This window comes from Agrobacterium sp. LMR679, from assembly GCF_027157905.1.
Classification (GTDB): domain Bacteria; phylum Pseudomonadota; class Alphaproteobacteria; order Rhizobiales; family Rhizobiaceae; genus Agrobacterium; species Agrobacterium leguminum.
Window position 1 is genome coordinate 2667887 of record NZ_JAPVOJ010000002.1, and the last position, 22264, is coordinate 2690150.

Annotated in this window: 19 protein-coding genes and 2 tRNA genes; 7 read left to right on the plus strand and 14 right to left on the minus strand. The window is 59.8% G+C overall.

Annotated features, from left to right (window positions below; genetic code table 11):
• Position 1: 1 nt before the first annotated feature.
• Positions 2-1189, minus strand: coding sequence for a cystathionine beta-lyase (locus O3W47_RS23705; RefSeq protein ID WP_137451922.1), 1188 nt, complete (start codon positions 1187-1189; stop codon positions 2-4).
• Positions 1190-1565: 376 nt separating this feature from the next.
• Here O3W47_RS23705 and O3W47_RS23710 point away from each other — a divergent pair, with 376 nt between their 5' ends.
• The 6 genes from O3W47_RS23710 (at position 1566) to O3W47_RS23735 (ending at position 6742) form a co-directional block, all read left to right on the plus strand.
• Positions 1566-2588, plus strand: coding sequence for an amino acid ABC transporter substrate-binding protein (locus O3W47_RS23710; RefSeq protein ID WP_003524863.1), 1023 nt, complete (start codon positions 1566-1568; stop codon positions 2586-2588).
• A 106-nt stretch (positions 2589-2694) separates the two neighbouring features.
• On the plus strand, positions 2695-3891 hold the full coding sequence (locus tag O3W47_RS23715; protein ID WP_080816960.1) for an amino acid ABC transporter permease: 1197 nt from the start codon (positions 2695-2697) through the stop codon (positions 3889-3891).
• A 2-nt stretch (positions 3892-3893) separates the two neighbouring features.
• Entirely contained in the window at positions 3894-5051 is a 1158-nt protein-coding gene (locus O3W47_RS23720) for an amino acid ABC transporter permease (RefSeq protein ID WP_269314726.1), read from the plus strand.
• A gap of 11 nt (positions 5052-5062) precedes the next feature.
• A complete protein-coding gene (locus tag O3W47_RS23725) occupies positions 5063-5836 on the plus strand; it encodes an amino acid ABC transporter ATP-binding protein (protein ID WP_003524857.1) in 774 nt (257 codons plus the stop codon).
• A gap of 303 nt (positions 5837-6139) precedes the next feature.
• Positions 6140-6214 (plus strand) — tRNA-Glu (locus tag O3W47_RS23730).
• A gap of 453 nt (positions 6215-6667) precedes the next feature.
• Positions 6668-6742, plus strand: a tRNA-Glu gene (locus tag O3W47_RS23735).
• 142 nt (positions 6743-6884) lie between these two features.
• On the opposite strand, the gene recJ is transcribed toward O3W47_RS23735, so the two are convergent.
• The 5 genes from recJ to O3W47_RS23760 all read right to left on the minus strand — a co-directional run bounded on the left by recJ (position 6885) and on the right by O3W47_RS23760 (position 13052).
• Positions 6885-8693, minus strand: coding sequence for a single-stranded-DNA-specific exonuclease RecJ (gene recJ, locus O3W47_RS23740; protein ID WP_127756171.1), 1809 nt, complete (start codon positions 8691-8693; stop codon positions 6885-6887).
• Positions 8694-8787: 94 nt separating this feature from the next.
• Entirely contained in the window at positions 8788-9012 is a 225-nt protein-coding gene (locus O3W47_RS23745) for a hypothetical protein (RefSeq protein ID WP_003524853.1), read from the minus strand.
• Positions 9013-9199: 187 nt separating this feature from the next.
• On the minus strand, positions 9200-10510 hold the full coding sequence (locus O3W47_RS23750) for a homoserine dehydrogenase (RefSeq protein WP_080816956.1): 1311 nt from the start codon (positions 10508-10510) through the stop codon (positions 9200-9202).
• 59 nt (positions 10511-10569) lie between these two features.
• The gene (locus O3W47_RS23755) at positions 10570-11790 is read right to left on the minus strand and encodes an LL-diaminopimelate aminotransferase (protein WP_059758717.1); all 1221 of its coding nucleotides are present in this window, start codon (positions 11788-11790) and stop codon (positions 10570-10572) included.
• Between the two features lie 302 nt (positions 11791-12092).
• The gene (locus tag O3W47_RS23760) at positions 12093-13052 is read right to left on the minus strand and encodes a nucleoside hydrolase (RefSeq protein ID WP_269314727.1); all 960 of its coding nucleotides are present in this window, start codon (positions 13050-13052) and stop codon (positions 12093-12095) included.
• A 184-nt stretch (positions 13053-13236) separates the two neighbouring features.
• On the opposite strand from O3W47_RS23760, the gene O3W47_RS23765 reads away from it, so the two are divergent.
• The gene (locus tag O3W47_RS23765; RefSeq protein ID WP_269314728.1) at positions 13237-14040 is read left to right on the plus strand and encodes a TSUP family transporter; all 804 of its coding nucleotides are present in this window, start codon (positions 13237-13239) and stop codon (positions 14038-14040) included.
• Positions 14041-14099: 59 nt separating this feature from the next.
• Here the strand turns inward: O3W47_RS23765 and O3W47_RS23770 are convergent, their stop codons facing one another.
• The 8 genes from O3W47_RS23770 to hemN all read right to left on the minus strand — a co-directional run bounded on the left by O3W47_RS23770 (position 14100) and on the right by hemN (position 22213).
• The gene (locus O3W47_RS23770; protein ID WP_080816954.1) at positions 14100-14795 is read right to left on the minus strand and encodes a hypothetical protein; all 696 of its coding nucleotides are present in this window, start codon (positions 14793-14795) and stop codon (positions 14100-14102) included.
• Positions 14796-15074: 279 nt separating this feature from the next.
• Positions 15075-16004 (minus strand): lipid A biosynthesis lauroyl acyltransferase, encoded by a 930-nt coding sequence (locus O3W47_RS23775; protein WP_400155349.1) that lies wholly within the window; start codon positions 16002-16004, stop codon positions 15075-15077.
• A gap of 5 nt (positions 16005-16009) precedes the next feature.
• Positions 16010-17038 carry a zinc-binding dehydrogenase gene (locus O3W47_RS23780; RefSeq protein WP_003524845.1) on the minus strand — a complete coding sequence of 343 codons (1029 nt, stop codon included), beginning with the start codon at positions 17036-17038 and terminating at the stop codon, positions 16010-16012.
• Between the two features lie 157 nt (positions 17039-17195).
• Complete coding sequence (locus tag O3W47_RS23785; protein ID WP_003524844.1) at positions 17196-18479, minus strand: beta-ketoacyl-ACP synthase; 1284 nt, start codon at positions 18477-18479, stop codon at positions 17196-17198.
• A gap of 11 nt (positions 18480-18490) precedes the next feature.
• Positions 18491-19687 carry a beta-ketoacyl-ACP synthase gene (locus tag O3W47_RS23790; RefSeq protein WP_080856386.1) on the minus strand — a complete coding sequence of 399 codons (1197 nt, stop codon included), beginning with the start codon at positions 19685-19687 and terminating at the stop codon, positions 18491-18493.
• Positions 19688-19896: 209 nt separating this feature from the next.
• A complete protein-coding gene (locus O3W47_RS23795) occupies positions 19897-20376 on the minus strand; it encodes a 3-hydroxyacyl-ACP dehydratase FabZ family protein (RefSeq protein ID WP_020810293.1) in 480 nt (159 codons plus the stop codon).
• 88 nt (positions 20377-20464) lie between these two features.
• A complete protein-coding gene (locus O3W47_RS23800; protein WP_003495848.1) occupies positions 20465-20749 on the minus strand; it encodes an acyl carrier protein in 285 nt (94 codons plus the stop codon).
• 114 nt (positions 20750-20863) lie between these two features.
• Positions 20864-22213, minus strand: a complete 1350-nt coding sequence (gene hemN, locus O3W47_RS23805; protein WP_269314729.1) for an oxygen-independent coproporphyrinogen III oxidase — start codon at positions 22211-22213, stop codon at positions 20864-20866.
• Positions 22214-22264 lie beyond the last annotated feature (51 nt).

The window sequence follows — 22264 nt, forward strand, 5'->3', positions numbered from 1 at the left end:
GTCAAACCCCGGCCGCTGCCGCAAACCCGGCCTCGAGGTCCTTCTTGAGATCGGCGATATCCTCAAGCCCGATCTGCAGGCGGATAACCGGTCCTTCCGAGGGGGCCTTGGCAATGGTCCTGTCGACAAGCGAGACCGAAACGGCAAGCGATTCGTATCCGCCCCAGGAATAGCCGAGCCCGAAGAAGGTCAGCGCATTGAGGAAGGCGGCCGCCGCCTGCTTGTATTTGCCCTCCTCCGCCTTCAGCACGAAGGAGAAGACACCGCTTGCGCCCTGGAAATCGCGCTTCCAGAGTTCGTGCCCGGCAAAGCTCGGCAGCGCCGGATGCAGCACGCGGACGACGTCGTCACGGCTCTCCAGCCATGTGGCGATATCGAGCGCGCTTTTCTGGTGGTGCTCCAGCCTTATCCCCATCGTGCGCATGCCGCGCAGTATCTGATAGGCATCGTCAGAGGTGACGCAGATGCCGAGATTGGTATTGGCCTGATAAAGCGCCTTCCAGTGCTTTTCATTGGCCGAGACGAAACCCATCAGCACATCCGAATGACCCGAAGGATATTTGGTGGCGGCGTGAATGGAGACATCGACGCCGAAATCGAGCGGCTTGAAATAAAGCGGCGTCGCCCAGGTATTGTCCATCGTCACCACGCAATCATGCCGGTGAGCGATATCGGCGATCAGCCTGACATCCTGAATCTCGAAGGTGTTGGAGCCCGGCGCTTCCAGATGCACCAGCTTCGTGTTCGGCCGGATGAGAGCCTCAATGCCCTCCCCGATTGCCGGGTCGTAATATTCCACCTCGACACCGAGCTTCCGCAACATCGTATTGCAGAAACGGCGCGTCGGAAAATAGACGGAATCGACGATCAGCGCGTGATCGCCGGCGCCGAGATAGGCAAGGAACGGCACGGTGATGGCCGCAAGGCCCGAGGGCACGAGAATGGTTCCGGCAGACCCTTCCAGCTCGTTGACGAGATTGCACAAAGCATCCGTCGTCGGCGTGCCGTGGGTGCCATAGGTATATTTCTGGTTTTCGGTCGAAAGCGTCTCCGCGTCGGGAAAAAGCACGGTCGAACCGCGCACGATGGGCGGATTGACGAAACCGAAACAGTCCGCGGGATCGTTGCCGCCATGGGTCAGGCGCGTATTCACACCTGCGGCGGAAAGCAGGTCATTTGTCTTGGTCATTTCAGATCAGCTTTCGAAGGAACATTGACGCGTGCGACAATGCTAAGAGCGCAACGCAAGGTCAAGTCCCGCAGGGACGCGTGAGGGGGTTGGATTGATCCATCGCCAACCAGAATACAAGAAGTATACAAATACTGTGCAAGTGCAAATTTCCGCAAAAATATGCTTATATTTTCACCCTTTGCACACTTCCCGACCAAAATTTGGAAAATTCCGTTTTATAGGCACAATTATTGCCCGCACGTCTTGACCCCGCTGCCAATTGCGATTGTGATAGAAAAAGCGGATCGAAAAAGATCTCGCTGAAGGGGGAGCTGGGGAAAACAAACATGCCGGTCCTCTTCCAAGTGACGATAACAAACAAAGGTTGGGAAAAATGAAAAAGGCAATTCTGTCAGCCGCCATCGGCGCAGCAGTTTTGGGAGGAGCCTCGGTCGCTTCGGCTGCGACGCTTCAGGATGTGAAGGGAAAAGGTTTCGTCACCTGCGGCGTAAGCGCCGGCATTCCGGGATTTTCCAATCCCGATGACAAGGGCGAATGGTCCGGTATCGACGTGGACTATTGCCGTGGTATTGCCACTGCGGTTTTCGGCGATCCTTCGAAAGCCAAGTTCGTCGCCCTTTCGAGCAAGGACCGCTTCCCGGCTCTCCAGTCCGGTGAAGTCGATGTTCTGACCCGTAACACCACCTGGACGATCAGCCGCGACACGTCGCTTGGCTTCAACTTCCGCACCGTCAACTATTATGACGGCCAGGGCTTCATCGCCAAGAAGAGCCTTAATGTGAAGTCCGCTCTCGAGCTCTCCGGCGCCGCCGTCTGCGTTCAGACCGGCACGACCACCGAGCTCAACCTGGCCGACTACTTCAAGACCAACAATCTGCAGTACAACCCGGTCGTTTTCGAAAAGGAATCCGACGCAACCTCCGCCTATGATTCGGGCCGTTGCGACGTTTACACCACCGACCAGTCGGGCCTCTATGCAATCCGTCTGAAGCTGAAGAACCCGGACGAAAACGTCGTTCTGCCGGAAGTCATCTCCAAGGAGCCGCTTGGCCCGGCCGTTCGCCAGGGTGACGACCAGTGGTTCGACATCGTGACCTGGGTTCACTATGCTATGGTCAACGCCGAAGAGCTTGGCGTCACCTCCAAGAATGTCGATGAGCAGAAGAACAGCGCCAATCCGGACGTGAAGCGCCTGCTCGGCACGGAAGAAGGCACCAAGATCGGTACCGATCTCGGCGTGACCAACGACTGGGCCTACAACATCATCAAGCTGGTGGGTAACTACGGCGAAGTCTTCGACCGCAACGTCGGCGCTGGCTCTCCGCTGAAGATCGAGCGTGGCCAGAACGCGCTGTGGACCAAGGGCGGCCTGCAATACGCACCGCCGGTCCGTTGATCGGCCCCATTACCGGCTAGATCATAAGGAGGCTGGGCAACGCCCGGCCTCCGCTTCAAATTATATAAATAAGCTCGCAAAGAGCATATAAAAGGGAAAGGTGCCTATGGCAGGCAACGCGGTCAGTTCGCAACGATCGCGCGCGCAAAGCGCGTCGTCACTTATCTACGATCCACGCATACGCGGCATTTTCTATCAGGTCCTGACAGTCGTCGTCCTGGCCGCCTTCGTCTGGATCATCGTGACGAATACGATCACCAATCTTCAACGGTCAAACATTTCGTCCGGCTTCGGCTTCCTCAACGGAAGAGCCGGTTTCGATATCGGCCAGTCGCTGATCGCTTATACCAGCGACGCGACCTATGGCCGGGCATTGCTCGTTGGTATTCTCAACACGATCCAGGTTGCGTTTTTCGGCATCATCGCCGCCTCGATCATCGGTTTCATCGTCGGCATCGCCCGGCTGTCCAACAACTGGCTGATTTCGAAACTCGCGCAGGCCTATGTGGAAATCTTCCGCAACATCCCGCCGCTGCTCGTCATCTTCTTCTGGTACAAGGGCGTCATCTCGGTTCTGCCGCAGGCGCGCGAGTCGCTCGAGCTTCCGCTTGGAACCTACCTCAACAATCGCGGCTTCTTCTTTCCCAAGCCGCTGTGGGGAGAAGGCACCTGGCTCGTGCCACTGGCCTTCCTCGTCGCCATCGTTCTCAGCGTCTTCGTTTACCGCTGGGCGAAGGCCAGACAGGAAAGAACCGGACAGCAGTTCCGCACCGGCATAACGGTGACGCTTCTAATCGTCGGCCTGCCGCTCGCGACATTCCTGGCACTCGGGGCGCCGCTGACATTCGACTATCCGATTGCCGGGCGGTTCAATCTCTCGGGCGGCGCGGTCGTTGCACCTGAATTCATGTCGCTGTTCCTGGCGCTTTCCTTCTACACCGCCTCATTCATCGCCGAAATCGTTCGCGGCGGCATCAAGGCCGTGGCAAAGGGGCAGACGGAAGCTGCGGATGCACTGGGGCTTCGCTCCAGCACCACGACGCGCCTGATCGTCGTTCCGCAGGCGATGCGCATCATCATCCCGCCGCTGACGAGCCAGTATCTCAACCTGACCAAGAACTCCTCGCTTGCGGTCGCTGTCGGCTTCGCCGACATCGTCTCGGTCGGCGGCACGATCCTGAACCAGACGGGACAGGCAGTCGAAGTCGTTGCAATCTGGCTGGTCATCTATCTCTCGCTGTCCCTGCTCACGGCCGTGGTCATGAACTGGTTCAATGCGAAAATGGCCCTGGTGGAGCGATAACGATGACGATCAGCAATCACGCTTTCGTGCGACAGACCATCGAGGACGCCAAACCCGCGCCCTCGAGCGCCGTCGGCTTCGGCCACTGGCTGCGCACCAAACTTTTCGCCACGCCGAAGGACACCGTCCTGACGGTTATCGCCCTTGCCCTGCTCGCCTATCTGGTGCCGCCGATCGTCAAGTGGCTGTTCATCGACGCGGTATGGACCGGCAGCGATCGTATCGCCTGCCTGACCGCTTCGCAGGGCGGCGCGCTGCCGGACGGCCAGTCCGGTGCGTGCTGGGCCTTCGTTTCGGCGAAGCTCGGACAATTCGTCTTCGGCCGCTATCCGATCGACGAACGCTGGCGTCCCATCCTGGTGATGGTGACGTTCGCCATCCTGCTGATACCGATGCTGATCCCGAAAGCGCCGTTCAAGCGACTAAATGCGCTGGCGCTTTTCATCATCCTGCCCTTCATTGCGTTTTTCCTGCTGATCGGCGGCGTCTTCGGCCTGCCGAAGGTGGAAACGCAGCTCTGGGGCGGCCTGATGGTGACCCTCATCCTGTCGTTCTTCGGGATCACCGTCTCCCTGCCCTTCGGCATTCTTCTGGCGCTCGGCCGGCGGTCGAACCTGCCGGTGATCAAGATGCTCTGCGTGGCCTTCATCGAAATCATTCGTGGCATTCCGCTGATCACTGTCCTGTTCTTCGCCAGCATCATGCTGCCGCTGTTCCTGCCCGATGGCTGGACCTTCGACAAGTTCCTGCGCGCGCTCGTCGGCGTGTCGCTGTTCTCCTCGGCCTATATGGCGGAGGTGATCCGCGGCGGCCTGCAGGCCATTCCGAAGGGACAATATGAAGGTGCGGATTCGCTCGGCCTGAACTACTGGCAGAAGACGCGGCTGATCGTGCTGCCGCAGGCGCTGAAGCTGGTCATTCCGGGCATCGTCAACACCTTCATCGGGCTGTTCAAGGACACGTCGCTGGTCTCGATTATCGGCATGTTCGACCTGCTCGGTATTGTCACACTCAACCAATCGGATGCGAATTGGGCCACACCCGTCACCGCCATGACTGGCTATATTTTCGCAGGCTTCGTATTCTGGATATTCTGCTTCGGCATGTCGCGTTATTCGCTGTTCATGGAACGGCACCTCGACACCGGGCATAAACGATAAGGGACGCTCAAATGGCAGAAACCCAAGCAAAAAAACTGACCGTCTCGACAACGGACGTGGCGATCGAACTCATCGGCATGAACAAGTGGTATGGCGACTTCCACGTGCTGCGCGACATCAATCTCAAGGTGATGAAGGGCGAGCGCATCGTCATCGCCGGTCCTTCCGGGTCGGGCAAGTCGACCATGATCCGCTGCATCAACCGGCTTGAAGAACATCAGTCGGGCACGATCAATGTCGATGGCATCGAGCTCACCAACGACCTGAAGAAGATCGACGAGGTGCGTCGTGAAGTCGGCATGGTGTTCCAGCACTTCAACCTCTTCCCGCATCTGACGATCCTCGAAAACTGCACGCTGGCGCCGATCTGGGTTCGCAAGATGCCCAAGAAGGAAGCCGAAGAAGTGGCGATGCACTATCTCAAGCGCGTCAAGATCCCCGAGCAGGCGAACAAATATCCCGGCCAGCTCTCCGGCGGCCAGCAGCAGCGCGTGGCGATTGCCCGCTCGCTCTGCATGAAGCCGAAGATCATGCTGTTCGACGAGCCGACCTCGGCGCTCGACCCGGAAATGGTCAAGGAAGTGCTCGACACCATGGTCAGCCTTGCCGAAGATGGCATGACCATGCTGTGCGTAACCCACGAAATGGGCTTCGCCCGCCAGGTGGCAAACCGCGTCATCTTCATGGACCAGGGCCAGATCGTCGAACAGAACTCGCCCGCCGAATTCTTCGACAATCCGCAGCATGAGCGCACCCGGCTGTTCCTCAGCCAGATTCTGCACTGAGACTGCGATCGACATGTATATCGAGCGGGGCCGTTTCGGCCCCGTTTTCGTTTCTGGAGACCTGCTGAAATCGTTATCTCCGTGCACGAACGCAACGATTTCGATTTTGCGATTCCACCGCTCTCGAAGCGCAAAGAGCACAAAAATGGGCGCGGTGGCGTAGTTTAACCATTTGTTACGAAACAAGAATCCTTGTTTTTCAGGGCTTCTGGCGGCCCATGTCATTTTTTTGTCAAATCATGCATTTTTCCGCTTGCAGACCTTCAGGAGCCTGACTATAAGGGCGCCACACCACAAGCGCACGCGCCCTTCGTCTATCGGTTAGGACGTCAGATTTTCATTCTGAAAAGAGGGGTTCGACTCCCCTAGGGCGTGCCACTTGCCTTCGTGTTATCCCCCTTCAAAAAATGACAGCATCGCATCCGCTGGCAAATTCGTCACGCGTGATCAATGCGCCGGAACCGATTCCCGCCGGGCACGTTAGAATGCTGTCCCCCCGATGGAAGGCAAGCCGGACGAAACGCCAACAGGCAAATCGACCCGGCTTGCCTTTCCCCTTCAGCCCTCGCCACAGCATCCGTTTCATCCAGCCGGCAGCATATGCCAGCTAAGGGTTGGAAAACTGCGCCCCCGGCCCTCCCGCAAGGCATGGGGGCATTACTGACGCGCAGCGATAGGGGCGATATTTCAAGGCCTTGGCCAGTTCTGGCGCAGTTTTCCACAGCCCTTCCGGCCTCCATAAAAAAACTCGTCACGAAGCGAGAAAAATCAATTTTTCCGCTTGCGGACCAACCGGAGCCTGACTATAAGGGCGCCACACCACAAGCGCACGCGCCCTTCGTCTATCGGTTAGGACGTCAGATTTTCATTCTGAAAAGAGGGGTTCGACTCCCCTAGGGCGTGCCACTTGCTTCTCCTTTAAAATCAGCTGCCTGCACGAAAATCTTCACACTTCGCGTAAAGAAGTGTTGTTGCGTCTCATCCACTCGCCTGGGCCGGTGTCCGGTAAAATTCCAAGATAGCTGGAAGGCCGTGGCAGTGCGCAAAATCACGGCGCGAAAGCCGCGTCCAGAACGCGCAGTTGAACGCGCCTCTGGCCCTGCCAGAGATCGGCGCCCACGGTGCCGGCTACATGAATATTCCGGCCACGCGCGTTCAACAGCATCTGCCCCAAAGGCGCTTCTGCGGCGCGGAACGCGATGCCGTCCAGTCGCGAGCCGTCCATGGCCTCCAGCGTGATCTTGACGTGAGCTGTCCCCACAAGCCGCACATCGCGCAGGCGATGCGCCGGCACGGCAAAGATGGGCTGCGAATGACCGGAGCCATATGGACCGGCCTGCTCCAGCTGATCGACGAGCTGCAATGTGGCACCCGACGCGCCGATAGCGCCGTCGATCTTCAGGACGCTGCTTTCCACCAGCTCGTTCACGGTCTTTGCCGCCGCTTCCTCGAAGAAAGTCCTGAGTTTGCCGAGATTGGCGCGCTCCACCGTCAGGCCGGCCGCCATGGCATGCCCACCGCCCTTGACCAGCAAGCCGGCCTCCACGGCGGCGCGCACCATGCGCCCCATATCGAAGCCGTTGATCGAGCGGCCGGAACCGGTGCCCTTGCCGGAGGGATCGAAGGCAATGGCGAAGGCGGGACGGCGGAAGCGATCCTTCAGACGTGAGGCAAGCAGACCGACAATGCCGGGATGCCAGTTTTCGCGCGCAGTAACGATGACGCCCGCACCGGAACCATCGCCATATTCGAACAGCGCCTCCGCTTCTGCTTCCGCCAGCATGGCGGCTTCCATGGCCTGCCGCTCGCGGTTCAGCTCATCCAGTCTCTCGGCAATGACTTCGGCCTGCGAAGCATCGTCGATGGTCAGGAGACGGCTGCCGAGCGCAGCGTCGCCGATGCGGCCGCCGGCATTGATGCGCGGCCCGATCAGGAAACCGAAATGATAGGGCGTCACAGGTCCGCCCAGCCCCGCCTTCTTGAACAAGGCAGCAAGCCCGGCATTGTTCATATGGCGCGCGGCAATCAGCCCCTTCACCACATAGGCACGGTTGAGCCCCTTCAGCGGCACCACATCGCACACGGTGGCAAGCGCGACGATATCGAGAAGCGACAGCAGATCGAGCGTGAAGGCCTGCCTATGCCGCTTCTCTTTCAACAGCCGCAGGGTGGCCACCAGCACGAGGAACACGACGCCGGCGGCACAGAGATGCCCCTGCCCCGAAAGATCGTCCTCGCGGTTGGGATTGACAAGCGCCACGGCCGGCGGCAGCTCCGTGCCGACCTGATGGTGGTCGATCACCACCACATCCGTTCCCGCATCCCTGGCGGCCTTCAGCGACTCATGGCTGGTGGAGCCGCAATCGACCGTCACGATCAGCGTCGCGCCATTGGCGGCAAGCTGCTGCATCGCCGCCGGGTTCGGCCCGTAGCCCTCGAAAATACGGTCTGGAATATAAATTTCCGGTGTCAGACCGAAATGCGCGAGAAACCGGTACATCAAAGCGGAGGAAGCAGCGCCGTCGACGTCGTAGTCGCCGAAGATCGCCACCTTCTCACCGGTCTCTATGGCGCGCACCAGCCGCTCGGCGGCCTTTTCGCAATCGGTCAGCACATGCGGATCGGGCATAAGCGAGCGAATGGTCGGATCGAGGAACGCCAGGGCGTCATCAACACCCACACCGCGCCCGGCAAGCACCCGGGCGATCAATTCGGGGATGGCGTGGATCTGGGACATGGCCAGCGCGCGGTTCTGCCCGGCCTGATCCAGCCGCGACACCCAGCGCTGTTCTGTCGCCGACCGCTCCACGCTTAAAAACGCGCGGGCCACGGTATCGGCCGGCTCCATCATTGCCATCCTGTCCATTCATCCTGTCACGCGCCCAATCGCGCTTTAAAACGGGCTAAATGGCGATGGCGTGTTTTTCAAGCAAAAACGCGCTTATGAGGATTCACACCGAAAAAATCGAGAAAAACGGGCTGACGATCGAGACCGCGCCGACAAGCAGCAGCAGCGAGAACACGGCAAGCGAACACCAGTTGCGCTCATGCTCCCCCATATCGAATTCCATGCTGCGAATATTGTCGTTGGCATTGTGAGGCCGCGCCCGGTGATGGGCGGCCGCAACGCCTGCACGCTTATTGTCCTTGAACAGGATGATCGATGTCACGGCCACGCCTCCCTCGCTTGGTGAACAGGATTAACCATAGTGCCGAATCGCCTTGTTTTCCAGCGCTTCCGACGCCGTCCCCCCAAATTTTATGGGCGCGAGACTACCGGCATGATGCAGGCAATCGTAGAACGAAAAACCGCGCCTCCATGCGGAAGCGCGGCCCTCGATAACATCAAGATAACGAAGCGTCTCAGGTGCGCTCGATGCGGATGACCTGCGGTTCGCTGACGAGATATTTCTCGTTCTTGATCGCCTTCACGGCCTTGCGGATCGCATCTTCCATCGTCGCATGGGTGACGAGGATGATGGTCTGCGGCGCGCCTTCCACATGTACGCGCTGGCGCTGCACGATGGATTCCAGCGAGATGTTGTTATCCGCCATGCGGGTGGCGATGGAGGCGAAGACGCCCGCCTGATCCTTCACCGTGAGGCGAATGAAATAACCGCCCTCGTGGCTCTTCATCTTGGCGCGGCGGTATTCCGTCAGCGATTTCGCCGGACGGCCGAGAACCGGCACCTGCTGGGCGCCCGGACGGCTCTTGGCGATATCGGCAATGTCGCCGAGCACGGCCGACGCCGTGGCGTTGCCGCCCGCACCCGGGCCAACCATCAGCAATTCGCCGAGAATGTCGGATTCGATCGCCACCGCATTGGTGACGCCATCCACCTGGGCGATGACGGAATCGAGTGGCACCATGGTCGGATGCACGCGCTGCTCGATACCGGATTCAGTCACCTGCGCCACGCCGAGAAGCTTGATGCGGTAACCGAGTTCGGCGGCCGCCTGAATGTCCTCGCTGGAGATATTGGTGATGCCTTCCAGATAGATGTCATCGGCCGAAATCTTGTTGCCGAAGGCAAGCGTCGTCAGGATGGCGAGCTTGTGGGCCGTATCGTTGCCCTCGATATCGAAGGCAGGATCGGCTTCGGCATAACCCAGCCGCTGCGCTTCCTTCAGACAGGCCTCGAAGGACAGCCCTTCCTTCTCCATCTTGGTCAGGATGTAGTTGCAGGTGCCGTTCATGATGCCGTAGATGCGCGACACATGGTTGCCGGTCAAGGATTCACGCAGCGCCTTGATGACGGGGATACCGCCGGCCACCGCCGCTTCGAAATTGAGAAGCGCCCCCTTGTCTTCGGCAATGGTCGCCAGTTCCACACCGTGCTTGGCCAGCAACGCCTTATTGGCTGTCACCACGTGGAGACCGCGTGCGAGCGCGGCGCGCACCGCATTTTCCGCCTGACCGGAAGCACCGCCGACCAGTTCGACGAACACGTCGATCTCGGCTTCGCTTGCCATCTGCTCGGGCGTATCGAACCAGGTAATACCCTTGAGATCAATGCCGCGGTCGCGCGAACGGTCGCGCGCGCTCACCGCAATAATCTCAATCGCGCGTCCGCAGGTAATCGCAAGTTCGTTGCTTCTCTGCTGGAGGATGCGCACGAGCGAAGCGCCGACAGTGCCGAGCCCCGCTATGCCGATTCTCAATGAATCTGCCATGGGTATGTTCCTGATTGCTGTTGATGGTGGCGGCCGGGACCCGGCCGCCTTGGTTGCCCTTATCTGTGGGCGTTGAGCGAAACGACGTTATGCATCGTTTCGTCTGCGCTCGACAGGAAACGCTTCAGATTGCGCGCTGCCTGACGAATTCGATGCTCGTTTTCCACGAGCGCGAGACGGACGTAATCGTCGCCCATTTCGCCAAAGCCGATGCCGGGAGCAACGGCGATATCTGCCTTCTCGACCAGAAGCTTGGAGAATTCCAGGCTGCCGAGATGGCGGAATTTTTCCGGGATCTTCGCCCAGGCGAACATCGTCGCCGCCGGCGGCGGAACCTCGAAACCGGCCTTACCGAAGGTGTCGACCATCACGTCGCGGCGGCGGCGATAGACATTGCGCACTTCGGCGATGTCGGAACCGTCGCCGTTCAACGCATGGGTCGCCGCAACCTGGATCGGCGTGAACGCGCCGTAATCCAGATAGGACTTCACACGCGTCAGCGCCGCGATCAGCCGCTCGTTACCGACGGCAAAGCCCATGCGCCAGCCGGGCATGGAGAAGGTCTTCGACATGGAGGTGAACTCCACCGCAACGTCGATTGCGCCGGGAACCTCGAGAACCGAAGGCGGCGGATTGTTTTCGTCGAAATAGATCTCCGAATAGGCAAGGTCGGAAAGCACGATGATCTCGTGCTTCTTCGCAAAGGCGATGACGTCCCTGTAGAAATCCAGCGAGGCGACATGCGCCGTCGGGTTCGACGGATAGTTGACGATCAGCGCCAGCGGCTTCGGAATAGAGTGGCGCACGGCCCGTTCCAGCGGTCCGAAGAAGCTGTCATCCGGTTCGACATTCATCGAACGGATAACGCCGCCCGCCATCAGGAAGCCGAAGGCATGGATCGGATAGGTGGGGTTCGGACACAGGATCACGTCACCCGGCGCGGTGATGGCCTGCGCCATGTTGGCGAAGCCTTCCTTGGAGCCGAGCGTGGCGACGACCTGCGTGTCGGGGTTGAGCTTCACGCCGAAACGGCGGGCATAATAGGCCGCCTGCGCGCGGCGAAGGCCGGGAATGCCCTTGGACGAGGAATAACGATGGGTGCGCGGGTCCTGAACGACCTCGCAAAGCTTGTCGACGATGGCCTTCGGGGTCGGAAGGTCGGGATTGCCCATGCCGAGATCGATGATATCGGCCCCGGCCGCTCGCGCGCTCGCTTTCAAACGGTTGACCTGTTCGAAGACGTATTGCGGCAGACGCCGGACCTTGTGAAACTCTTCCATCTCTTTCCTCATGGGAATGGACCGGTTCTGCCGGCCCATAACGAAGGTTCGTTTTTTGTTGTTAAACGCCGCCGACACGAACCGACCCGGCAGGCGTTATTCATTGTAGCGCAAAGCACGGGAAAACCTACAAGGCTTTTCTCGGCCCACGCCGCATAGCGGTGATCCGCCCGTGCTTCCCGCAGGGCCTTCTCAGGCCCGCCGGCAAGGCGGATCGCGCACTATGATCAGGGAACTTGCATAACGCCAGATTCTTGGAAAATGCAAGGCAAGCCATGCTCAAGAACGGCCATTCCTGCCCTTCAGCCGCGCTCACCCTTCACAATTGCCGCGCGGATGACCGAAAGCACGCGCTCCGGCTCGATATCCGTGCAGATCAGCTGGCTCGGATGCCCGTCCCAGTCGCCCGGCGGAAAGGCGCGGCCATCCGGCTTCTGGATCGTCTGGCCGTCGGCAAGACCGCCGCACACGACGCGCACCGGGCCGCTGCGGGTGGTAAACAGTTCCGGCGCGACGAGATAAACGCAGGCGCAGCTGTCATGCACGACCATTCCGTCACCGGTGCGGGTCTTGTAGAAATCGATGTAGAACTGCGACAGGTCGGAAAGCAGCTGCACGGGCTTGCCGCCGGCCTTGGCCATCTCTGCCATGAAGGCGCTGGTCATCACCGTTTTTGTCGTCACGTCCAGACCGACGACGACCACGCGCCACGGCGCGGTGAAGACGAGATCGGCCGCCTCCGGATCGCCATGAATATTGGCCTCGGCCGCCGGCGAGACATTGCCGTTCATGTCGAAGGCGCCGCCCATGACGATCACTTCCTTCACCAGCGCGGCGAAGTCAGGTTCTTCGCGCAAAGCCAGCGCCAGATTGGTCATGCGGCCGACGGCGATCAGCGTCACCTCGCCGGGATTGGCCTTCACCGTCTCGATGATGAAGCGATGCGCCGGGCGCGGATCGAGCGGCAGATCGATGGTTTCAGGGATATCGATATCGCCGAGGCCGTTTTCGCCGTGGATGAAGGTCGGCCAATGGCCTTCCTTGCGGGAGGGATCGAAGGTCACGCCGGCGCCTCTCGCAACCGGTGCGGTCATCTGCCATTCCCGCTTGAGAAAGAGCGCATTACGGGTGGTGATATCGATGGGGGCATTGCCGAAAACCGTGGTGACGCCGATCAGATCGATATCGGGGTGACGGTGCAGGAACAGAAGCGCCATGGCGTCATCTACACCGGGATCCGTATCGAATATCACTTTATGCATAATGCCCTCATCCATATGTCTTCAAGCGCCGTCCGCTTCTGCCGGCGACGCGCCACGGAAACATAACGATAAGCGGCCACACCGCAATCCCCCCGCAGGCGGCATATCATGCAGAAAAATATTGCGTGGCGGTCTTTTCAATGAAAGAAGAAGCCCTCTCCCGCCGCCTGCCCGGACATCCCAAGTGCAAGACATCGCCCTCAACGTTTTTCTCGTCCTTTTCTGCGTCGCCATCTTTGCCGGCTTTATCGATTCCATCGCCGGTGGCGGCGGTCTCATCACCATTCCGGCGATGCTGATCATGGGCATTGCGCCGCTCGATACGCTCGGTACCAACAAGCTGCAATCGCAGTTCGGCTCGGCCTCCGCCACCATCGCCTATGCCCGGCGCGGCCATGTCAATCTGAGGGAACAATTGCCCATGGCCGCCATGGCCATGCTTGGCGGCGGGCTCGGTGCGGTCACCGCCGCCTTCGTGCCGTCGGACCTGCTGCGCACCATCATGCCGTTCCTGCTGATCGCGATTGCGATCTATTTCGCCTTCAAGCCGCAGCTCAGCGATATCGACAGCCATCGCCGCATCACGCCCTTTGTGTTCGGCTTCACCGTCGCGCCGCTGGTGGGCTTTTACGACGGCGTTTTCGGCCCCGGCGCGGGTTCCTTCTACATGCTCGCCTTCGTGGCGCTTGCCGGTTTCGGCATGTTGAAGGCAACCGCCCATACCAAGCTTCTGAACCTTGGCTCGAACTTCGGCGGTTTCGTTGTGTTTGCGATAGGTGGTGCGGTTTTGTGGAAGCTCGGCCTCGCCATGGGCGTCGGCCAGTTCATCGGCGCACAGATCGGCTCCCGCTTCGCCATGAAGAACGGTGCGAAGATCATCCGCCCGCTGCTGGTGCTTTCCTGCCTGGCCATGGCGACGAAGCTCCTTGCGGATGCATCATCCGCATGGTCCATCGCCGCGATATGGGAAACCATCTTCCCGAAATAAAGGATGGTGGAGCGCCGCCTCCCCGTGACTAACGGGCAGATGGAAGGCGCTCCGATAGATCAGCCGGTGGCGCGGCGCCGGCGATCGGCAATTTCCCTTATCACCACCATGGCGCCCACGAGCTTGTAGGCGGAGGAATAGCAGGGGGACATTTCCAGCGATTTCACAATCGTCCGGCCGTTCTGATCTTCTGCATAGGTATATTTCGACGTATCGCCCTTGAAGCAATTGTCGAGTTTTTCCCGAAGGTCGTTCTGGAAGCGGTGGACACCGACGAGTTCGGCAATGTGGCAGCCGACAAGCCCTTCCGGCGCATTGCGCTGGAAAGCATCAAGCGCATTGGCAAAGGACACGCGGTAGCCGGGAGAAACGATGACCACCGGCTCGTCCAGATCGTTGAGCATGTCCTCATCGAGGATCAGATGGCGGTGATGCCATTCCAGGGTGTCCTCGTCCTCGTCACCGATGACCTTGGCCTTGGGCGGCATGCCGACATAACGGTCGACCAGGGTTCTCAGAAGCTCGGAATTGCGCTGCACGCAGCCGAGATCCTCCGCCTCGTGATTCAGGAGGTCGATGGCGAAGCGGAACTGTTCGCGAATATCCTCGGAGTTTTCTGTCTGACGCCCGACGACCCGCTCGAGAAGCTGCTCCAGTTCACGCTCCAGCACTGCGATCTTGTTGGCTTCGTTTTTACCAACGGCAGATTGCAGTTCCGTATAACGCAGCCAGAACAACTCAATCAAATCTTTCAACCCAACTCTCCCTGAACGGGCATAACCCGGTCCCCAATGCGAACGGATTAACCCTTTGCCCCCTGATTATAGCGTCTTTGCGCTTAAAAATGACGTAACGAAACGCAGGAACGCCACGAGGATTGTTGTCCAAAATATCACAGCAGCCGCTAATTTTTCAATTTCGATAATCCATGAACGAAAAATGAGGTTCCACTAATAAGGAAAAACATCGAAACGCACAATTTTCCGGCCGAATTTCGTGAAAATCGCGGAAAATCCGGCCGCACGGCAGTCACCTCAAATCTGGTGCTTCACGTCCCAGCGGTCGTGATACCACAGCCATTGTCCCGGGTATTCGCGCACCCAGCTTTCCACCTTGTCGTTCAGAAGCTGCGCCGTCGCCTGAATGTCGACATTGCCCTTCTCATCCCGCGGAATTTCAACCCTGGGCTCTATTTCCAGCCTGTAGCGATTGTCGGGAAGACGCACGCAACGGGCGGGATAAACATCGCAGTTGAACTGCCGCACCAGCTTGGCAAGCAGCGGATTGGTGCGGACTTCAAGGCCGAAGAACTTCGTTGTCAGACCCTTGCCGAACTTCTGATCGACGAGCACGCCGACACCGCCGCCCTTTTCCAGCTGCCGCGCTAAGGCGAAAGAGGAACCGGCGTGCGACGGCACGAGATTGCCCATGCGCTCCTTGCGGAAGTTGAACACCTTGTCGGCCACGAAGGGATTGTTCGGCGGACGGAACAGCACGGTCACGTCAAGACCGAAGGCAGAACTCGCCACCGGCAGCAACTCGAAATTACCGCTATGGGCGGTGAAGACGATGAAGGGCCGCGGATTGTCGCGCAGTTCCAGAAAGGTCGGAATACCCTCGACCTGAATGCGGCCGGGCTCGTTCTTCTCCGGATCGAAATCGAACAGGCGGTCGAGAAACACATATTCCGCCGCAAGCCGGCCCATATTGGCCCAGCTATCCATGGCGATCTCAAGCCGTTCCTCCTCGGATTTCTCCGGAAAGGCACGCGCCAGATTATGGAGCATCAGCTTGTGGCGGCCGGTTTTCGGCCCCACCCAGCGTGCCAGCCGGTCGGCGGCTCGAATGCCCGCATCGGCGGGAAAAAGCTTCAGCAGGTTGAGAAGGCCGAAGGCGAATGTCGCAATCAGCCACTGCCGGAAGTGGTCCAGTTTCAGGACAATCCGTGTCAGGAACAGCTTCAAGATGTTCAGTCCATCCGCAAAACGATCTTGCCGAACACCTGACGCGTCTCCATGCGCTCCAGCGCCCGGTCGATATCGTCGAAGGTCACTTCGGTGTCGATGACGGGATGAACGATGCCGCGCGCCATCTTCTGCATGGCGTTGGCCATGTTTTCCATGCGGCAGCCGAAGGAGCCAAGCAGTTTCAGCTGCTGCTGGAACAGCATCATCAGGTTGATTTCGGTGGAAACGCCCGACGTGGAACCGCAGGTGACGAGACGGCCGCCGCGCTTCAGCGAGAACATCGAGGCGACGAAGGTGTCCTTGCCGACATGTTCGAACACCACGTCGACGCCCTTCTTTTTCGTCAGCTTGCGCACGACGCCTTCGAAACGGTCGGTGCGGTAGTTGATGACATGGTCGGCGCCCAGCGCCTTCGCCCGTTCGATCTTGTCGTCGGAACCCACTGTCGTGATGACGGTACAGCCCATCTTCTTGGCAAGCTGGATCGCCGCCGTGCCGATGCCGGAACCGCCGGCATGAATGAGGATGGTTTCGCCCGGCTCAAGCTTGGCATTGTCGAACAGCATGTGCTCGACCGTGCCGAAGGTCACTGGTGCGAGAGCCGCAGCAACGGCGTCAATGCCATGCGGCGCGGGCACCAGCTGGCGGGCGGGAATATTGATCTTTTCCTGCGCGAAACCGTCGAGATGGAAACCGTGCACGCCCTGAACGTGTTCGCACAGATTGTCACGGCCTTCGCGACACGGCTTGCACAGCCCGCAGGTGCGCGCACCGTAGATCGAAACGAGCTGGCCGGGCAGCACGTTCGAAACGCCCGGACCGATGGCTTCAACCACGCCCGAGGCCTCGGCACCGATGGTCAGCGGCATCTTGCGCTTGGCGAAAGCCATGCCGCGCCAGCCCCACACGTCGATGTGGTTGAGCGCAACGGCCTTGACGCGCAGCGTCACCTCGCCCGGCGCCGGAGCATCCGGTTCGGGCAGGTCCACTTTTTCGAGCTTCCGGTCGTCCACGAGTTGAAGAGCGCGCATATATCAGTCCTTCGCCCAGGGGCGTTTATCTGGGGGCGTTATCTAAAAGCTATTCCAGCAAACCTCTGTAACGGTTTTGCGGCCGGAATGCGTAATCAAAGAAGCGAGAGCGTTTCCGCAATTGCCGCGGAAACGCTCCTGTTGATGGCGGAACCGGTTAAGCCGGTTCCCGCGTCATGACAAGGCTTGCATTCTGCCCGCCAAATCCGAAGGAGTTGGACAGAACCGCGCTCACCTGAGCATCCCGCTTCACATTCGGCACCACGTCGAGCGTGATGGTCGGATCGGGATTGTTGTAGTTGATCGTCGGCGGCAGCGTGCCGGTCAGCATGGTCTGCAGCGAGAACACCGCTTCCACGGCGCCTGCTGCGGTCAGGGTATGGCCGATCATCGACTTGTTGGACGATAGTGGAATATCTTTCAGGCCCTCGCCGAAGACGGCGAGCATGGAGCCATATTCCATCTTGTCGTTCTCAGGCGTCGAAGTGCCATGGGCGTTGATGTAACCGATATCGCTTTCGGCCACGCCCGCATCGGCCAGCGCCGCGCGGATCGTCGCAATCGCCGGGCCGCCATCGGGCGAAGACCGCGTGCGGTGGAAGCTATCAGCCTTCTCGCCCGCACCCTTGATGATGCCGAGCACCTTCGCACCGCGTGCAACGGCGGCTTCCAGCGATTCCAGCACCAGTGTCGCAGCACCTTCGGCGATCACGAAACCGTCGCGATCCTTGCTGAATGGCTTGGAGGCCTTTTCCGGCGGGTCGTTCTGGGTAGAAAGCGCGGAGAGAAGCGAGAAGCGAATAAGCGCCTCGGCACTGACCGAACCGTCGGTCGCAACCGTCAGCGCCCGCTCGGTGCGTCCCTGGCGGATTGCCTCGACGCCGAGCTGGATCGCGGTCGCGCCGGATGCACAGGCCGTAGACAGCGTGACAGGCAGGCCGCGCGTGCCAAAACGGTCGGAAAGACGCTCGGAAATCGCGCCGAACAGGGCGGCCTCCTGGAATGCCGGGTCGGGACGCTGGCGGAAGGCCGTCAGGAAGCGCTCATAGGCATCGCCCGGCTGGGCGGCCGGCGGAGACCGGTCGGCAAGCTCGAAACGGGCGCTCCATTCCGGCTCGATAGGCGGCGCTGCGAGAAACAGCGGGCCGTCGAAATCGCCGGAGATACCGGCCTGCGCCAGCGCCTCGATGGTGGTTTCGCGGGCGAAGGCATAGGAACGCTCGACGGAATTCGGAACCGGGATATCGATGAAATCCACCGTGCCGCTGATGCGGGTCGAAAGCCCCTCGGTCGGGAAACGGGTGATCTTGTGAATGCCCGATTTGCCCGATGTCAGCGCCGCCCAGTTATCGGCAAGCCCCTGCCCGAGCGACGTGATGATGCCCATGCCGGTGACGGCGACGATGGGACGACCGAGATGATCCCTGAAATTGGAAGTCATGGTCTTTCTCCTCAAACGTCGCGGGACAGAACGGCGACACCTTCGCCGCGCACATGGCCGACGGTGGTGACGACGGCTTCGCTGGCCGCCTCGCCCATGGGCTTTTCCTCAGCCGCATCGAAGGTAGGCACCTTCGCGCCGCTTTCAAGCGTCAGCGCGGCAAGCGCCAGGCCGAGCGGAAACTGCGCTTCCAGCCCGTGGCCGGTGACGCCGCCAAAACCGCGAATGACGGCATTCGGCAGGGCCTTTTCGAGAATGTCCTTCTCGCGGGCCGTCACGCCGTCATAACCGCTCGCGCCGGAAAACACGACGGTCGCCGCGCTGTCCTTGGCGGGGGCAAGCAGCCGCTCCATGCGCTTTTCCATCTTGCCTTCGTCGCGGCTGCCGCGGTCGCCCTCGATGGCGTCGATGCGGGCATAAATGCGCGCGCCGCGCTCGCTGGCGTGCTTGCGCGATTCCAGCACCAGGAAGGCTCCGAGCGAACCGGAAACCATGCCGCCGCCTTCCTGGCCTTGGCGCGACCATAGCGGCTGCCAGCCGCCCTGCGCATGCGCGCCGATGGCTTCGAACAGCAGGATCATGTCGGGACGTTCCGCCGAGAAGGCGCCGCCCACCAGCGCATGGCTCGATTCGCCGGAGCGGATGCGGTGAAATGCGGTTTCGACGGCGGAAATGCCGGCCGCTTCCTCGCCCATGAAGGTGCGGGAAGATCCGGTGACCTTGTGCACGATGGAGATATTGCCGGCCATCAGGTTGGAAAGCTGGGCGAGAAACAGCGTTGGGCGCAGCTCCGTCGTCAGCTTCTCATTGAGCAGCTTTTCGCGGTCATTGCGCTTCAGCGCTTCGTCGACGATCAGCGTATCGACATTGATGTCGCGCTCACCGCCGCCGGCGGCGACGATCATGTCCATGGTGGCGCAGGCTTCGGCATCTTCCTTCAGCCCGGCATCGTCGAGTGCGAGACCGGCGGCGAAAACGCCGAGGCGCTGCCAGTTTTCCATCTGGCGCTGGTCGCCGCGCTTGGCGATCTGCGCGGACCAGTCGATCTCCGGCATGGGATGGACCGGATAGGGCTTGAACTTTTCGGTCTCGACCACCGGCTCCGGCACGGCGGTTCCGGAAAGAAGCGCCACATGCGCCTGGCTGCCGACGCCGTGACAGGTCACGATGCCGACCCCTGTTATCACCACATCATTGTCAGATTTCATCGTCTGTCATCCTTTGCAGCCGGCCCCGTCGAAACGGTCACGGCTATCCAACAGCGGTCGCGAACAACCACTTCATGCGTTGCGGAATAAAGCGCGCGATGCGGATTGGCAATGGTGAAGGCCTGATCCGCCGTCGCGAGCCCACGATTTTCGTGCTCAAAAACCGGGCCGGCGGGAAAAACGCTCTCCTTCGAAACGAACGGAAACGCTTATTTCTGCGCATCCGCGGCAATCGCCGCCATCAGGCCGACTTCCTCGGCCCGCTTCTTGACGATAGGCCCAAGCGGAATTTCGCTGAAGGGCATGGTCCTGAGCTTAAGCTGCGCGTCGCAGACCTTCTTGCCATCCGAGGTGATCTTCGCCTTGGTAACGGCAAAGCCGGAACCGTCATGCTCCAGCACCGCCTCGATGTCGAGAACGGCGCCCGGCTCCACGAAGGTCCGCATCTTCGCGCCGTCGACCGACATCAGGAACGGCATGGACGCAAAATCGGAAAACGCCAGAACCAGCATGCCGGACGCCTGCGCCATGGTCTCGATCAGAAGCACGCCCGGAACCAGCGGCATGCCGGGAAAGTGGCCTTCGAAAACCGGGCTTTTGTCGGGAACGACAGACTGCGCCTTCAACGTGCGCGTCGTCATGTCCACGGCCTCGACCTTGTCGATCATCTGAAAATATTCAAGCAGCATTCGTCCGGCCCGTCTCTGGTCGGTTAGTCATGGTTTGCCCGCAGGCGGCATCAAAAGAAAATGCCCGCTGAAAGCGGGCATTGTCACATCAGCCCTTGGCTGCGCGCAATTCGTCGATCTTGGCGCAAAGGTTCTTCAGCACGAAATATTCTTCGGTGGAAACCTTGCCTTCGTTGACTTCCTGCGTCCACTGCTCGAGCGGAATCTTGATGCCGAATTCCTTGTCGATCGCGAAAACGATATCAAGAAAGTCGAGGCTGTCGATGCCCAGATCGTCGATCGTGTGGCTCTCCGGCGTAATGGTTTCGCGGTCGATTTCGCTGGTTTCGGCGATAATGTCGGCAACCTTGTCGAATGTAGCTGTCACGCCCATAATCCTTATTGTCGTTCGTATGAATTATCCTGTCTGACGCACCACATAGGCAAGTCGCACAAAAAAGCCAATGGTTTCGTGACGTAACTTTGAAATTTGCCCCAAAACTGTTGCCTAAACAGCAACCGAATGACGGCCGCGTCCATTGCCGAGATAGGCGTCGAAGATTGCCGCGATGTTACGCACGAAGGGCTTTCCAGCCTCCGTCACCGCAAAAATATCGGCGTCCATCCGCACCACACCGTCCCTGTCGCTTGCGGCAAAATGCTGCGCCTGGGCTCTCACGGAATGGCTGACCTTGCCGAAACGGTGCTGCAACTGCGAAAGATCGATAGCGAAATCGCACATCAGCCTTTCGATGACATGCGAGCGCAGATGGTCGTCCTGCGACAACTCTATGCCCTTGACGGCGGCAAGGCCGCCCTCGCCCACCATCCGCTGATATTCCCCCGTCGCCACCATGTTCTGCACATAACCCTGCGGCAGCCTGCCGATGGATGATGCGCCAAGCCCGATCAACGCATCGGCCGTGTCGGTCGTATAGCCCTGAAAATTCCTCCGCAGGGCGCCGGCTTCGGCGGCCTGACATAATGTATCGGTCGGCTTGGCGAAATGATCGATGCCGATGGCCTCGTAACCCGCCTGTTTCAGCATCTCCGCCGCCATCGTCATCTGGCGGTAGCGCTCGGCAATATCCGGCAGGGCGTGCTCCGGGATCAGCGACTGGTGTTTTTTCATCCACGGAACATGCGCATAACCGAAAAGCGCGATGCGATCGGGGTCGAGCGACACGATCTGGTTCACCGTCTTTTCCAATGTCCCGCAGGTCTGGAACGGTAACCCATAAAGAATGTCGCAATTGACCGAATGAACGCCCCTCGCCCGCACCGCATCCACCACGGATTTCGTCTGCTCGAAGGACTGGATGCGGTTGATGGTTTTTTGCACTTTGTCATCGAAGTCCTGAACCCCGAGGCTCGCCCGCGACATGCCGATGGCGGCAAGCGCATCGTAGCGGCTGTCATCCAGATCGTTGGGGTCCATTTCGACGCTGATCTCGGGTGCGAGGCCGAAGGTGAAATGACGCCGCAGACAGTCCATCAAGTCCCGCATGTCCTCCGGCTTCAGCATGGTGGGCGAACCGCCGCCGAAATGCACGGCGCTCACCACCGCATCCGGCGAAACAAGCGCGCCGACAGCTTCTATCTCCTGCTTAAGTGCTTCAAGATAAACGGCAATCGGTTCGTATTTCAGCGTGTGCTTGGTGTGGCAGGCGCAGAACCAGCACAGCCGGTCGCAATAGGGAATATGCAGATAAAGCGACAGGCGATTCCTGTGGCCGAGTGCGCCGAGCCAGCGGCGATAGGTGCCATTATCGATTCCCTCGTGGAAATGCGGCGCGGTCGGATAGCTCGTGTAACGCGGCACTGCACCCGAATATTTGTGAAGAAGTTCGGTATTCATCGCCCGATTTGCCTTTTATCAAGAAAATGTCGATTTCCTCTCTTTCAGTAA

Bases quoted from the DNA above. Each gene is read 5' to 3' on its own strand.
- O3W47_RS23755 (WP_059758717.1), bottom strand. From the start codon at position 11,790: ATGGAAGAGTTTCACAAGGTCCGGCGTCTGCCGCAATACGTCTTCGAA.
- O3W47_RS23750 (WP_080816956.1), bottom strand. From the start codon at position 10,510: ATGGCAGATTCATTGAGAATCGGCATAGCGGGGCTCGGCACTGTCGGC.
- O3W47_RS23800 (WP_003495848.1), bottom strand. From the start codon at position 20,749: ATGGGCGTGACAGCTACATTCGACAAGGTTGCCGACATTATCGCCGAA.
- O3W47_RS23785 (WP_003524844.1), bottom strand. From the start codon at position 18,479: ATGACTTCCAATTTCAGGGATCATCTCGGTCGTCCCATCGTCGCCGTC.
- O3W47_RS23720 (WP_269314726.1), top strand. From the start codon at position 3,894: ATGACGATCAGCAATCACGCTTTCGTGCGACAGACCATCGAGGACGCC.
- recJ (WP_127756171.1), bottom strand. From the start codon at position 8,693: ATGGCAATGATGGAGCCGGCCGATACCGTGGCCCGCGCGTTTTTAAGC.
- O3W47_RS23790 (WP_080856386.1), bottom strand. From the start codon at position 19,687: ATGAAATCTGACAATGATGTGGTGATAACAGGGGTCGGCATCGTGACC.
- O3W47_RS23705 (WP_137451922.1), bottom strand. From the start codon at position 1,189: ATGACCAAGACAAATGACCTGCTTTCCGCCGCAGGTGTGAATACGCGC.
- O3W47_RS23795 (WP_020810293.1), bottom strand. From the start codon at position 20,376: ATGCTGCTTGAATATTTTCAGATGATCGACAAGGTCGAGGCCGTGGAC.
- hemN (WP_269314729.1), bottom strand. From the start codon at position 22,213: ATGAATACCGAACTTCTTCACAAATATTCGGGTGCAGTGCCGCGTTAC.
- O3W47_RS23710 (WP_003524863.1), top strand. From the start codon at position 1,566: ATGAAAAAGGCAATTCTGTCAGCCGCCATCGGCGCAGCAGTTTTGGGA.
- O3W47_RS23725 (WP_003524857.1), top strand. From the start codon at position 5,063: ATGGCAGAAACCCAAGCAAAAAAACTGACCGTCTCGACAACGGACGTG.
- O3W47_RS23760 (WP_269314727.1), bottom strand. From the start codon at position 13,052: ATGCATAAAGTGATATTCGATACGGATCCCGGTGTAGATGACGCCATG.
- O3W47_RS23715 (WP_080816960.1), top strand. From the start codon at position 2,695: ATGGCAGGCAACGCGGTCAGTTCGCAACGATCGCGCGCGCAAAGCGCG.
- O3W47_RS23780 (WP_003524845.1), bottom strand. From the start codon at position 17,038: ATGCGCGCTCTTCAACTCGTGGACGACCGGAAGCTCGAAAAAGTGGAC.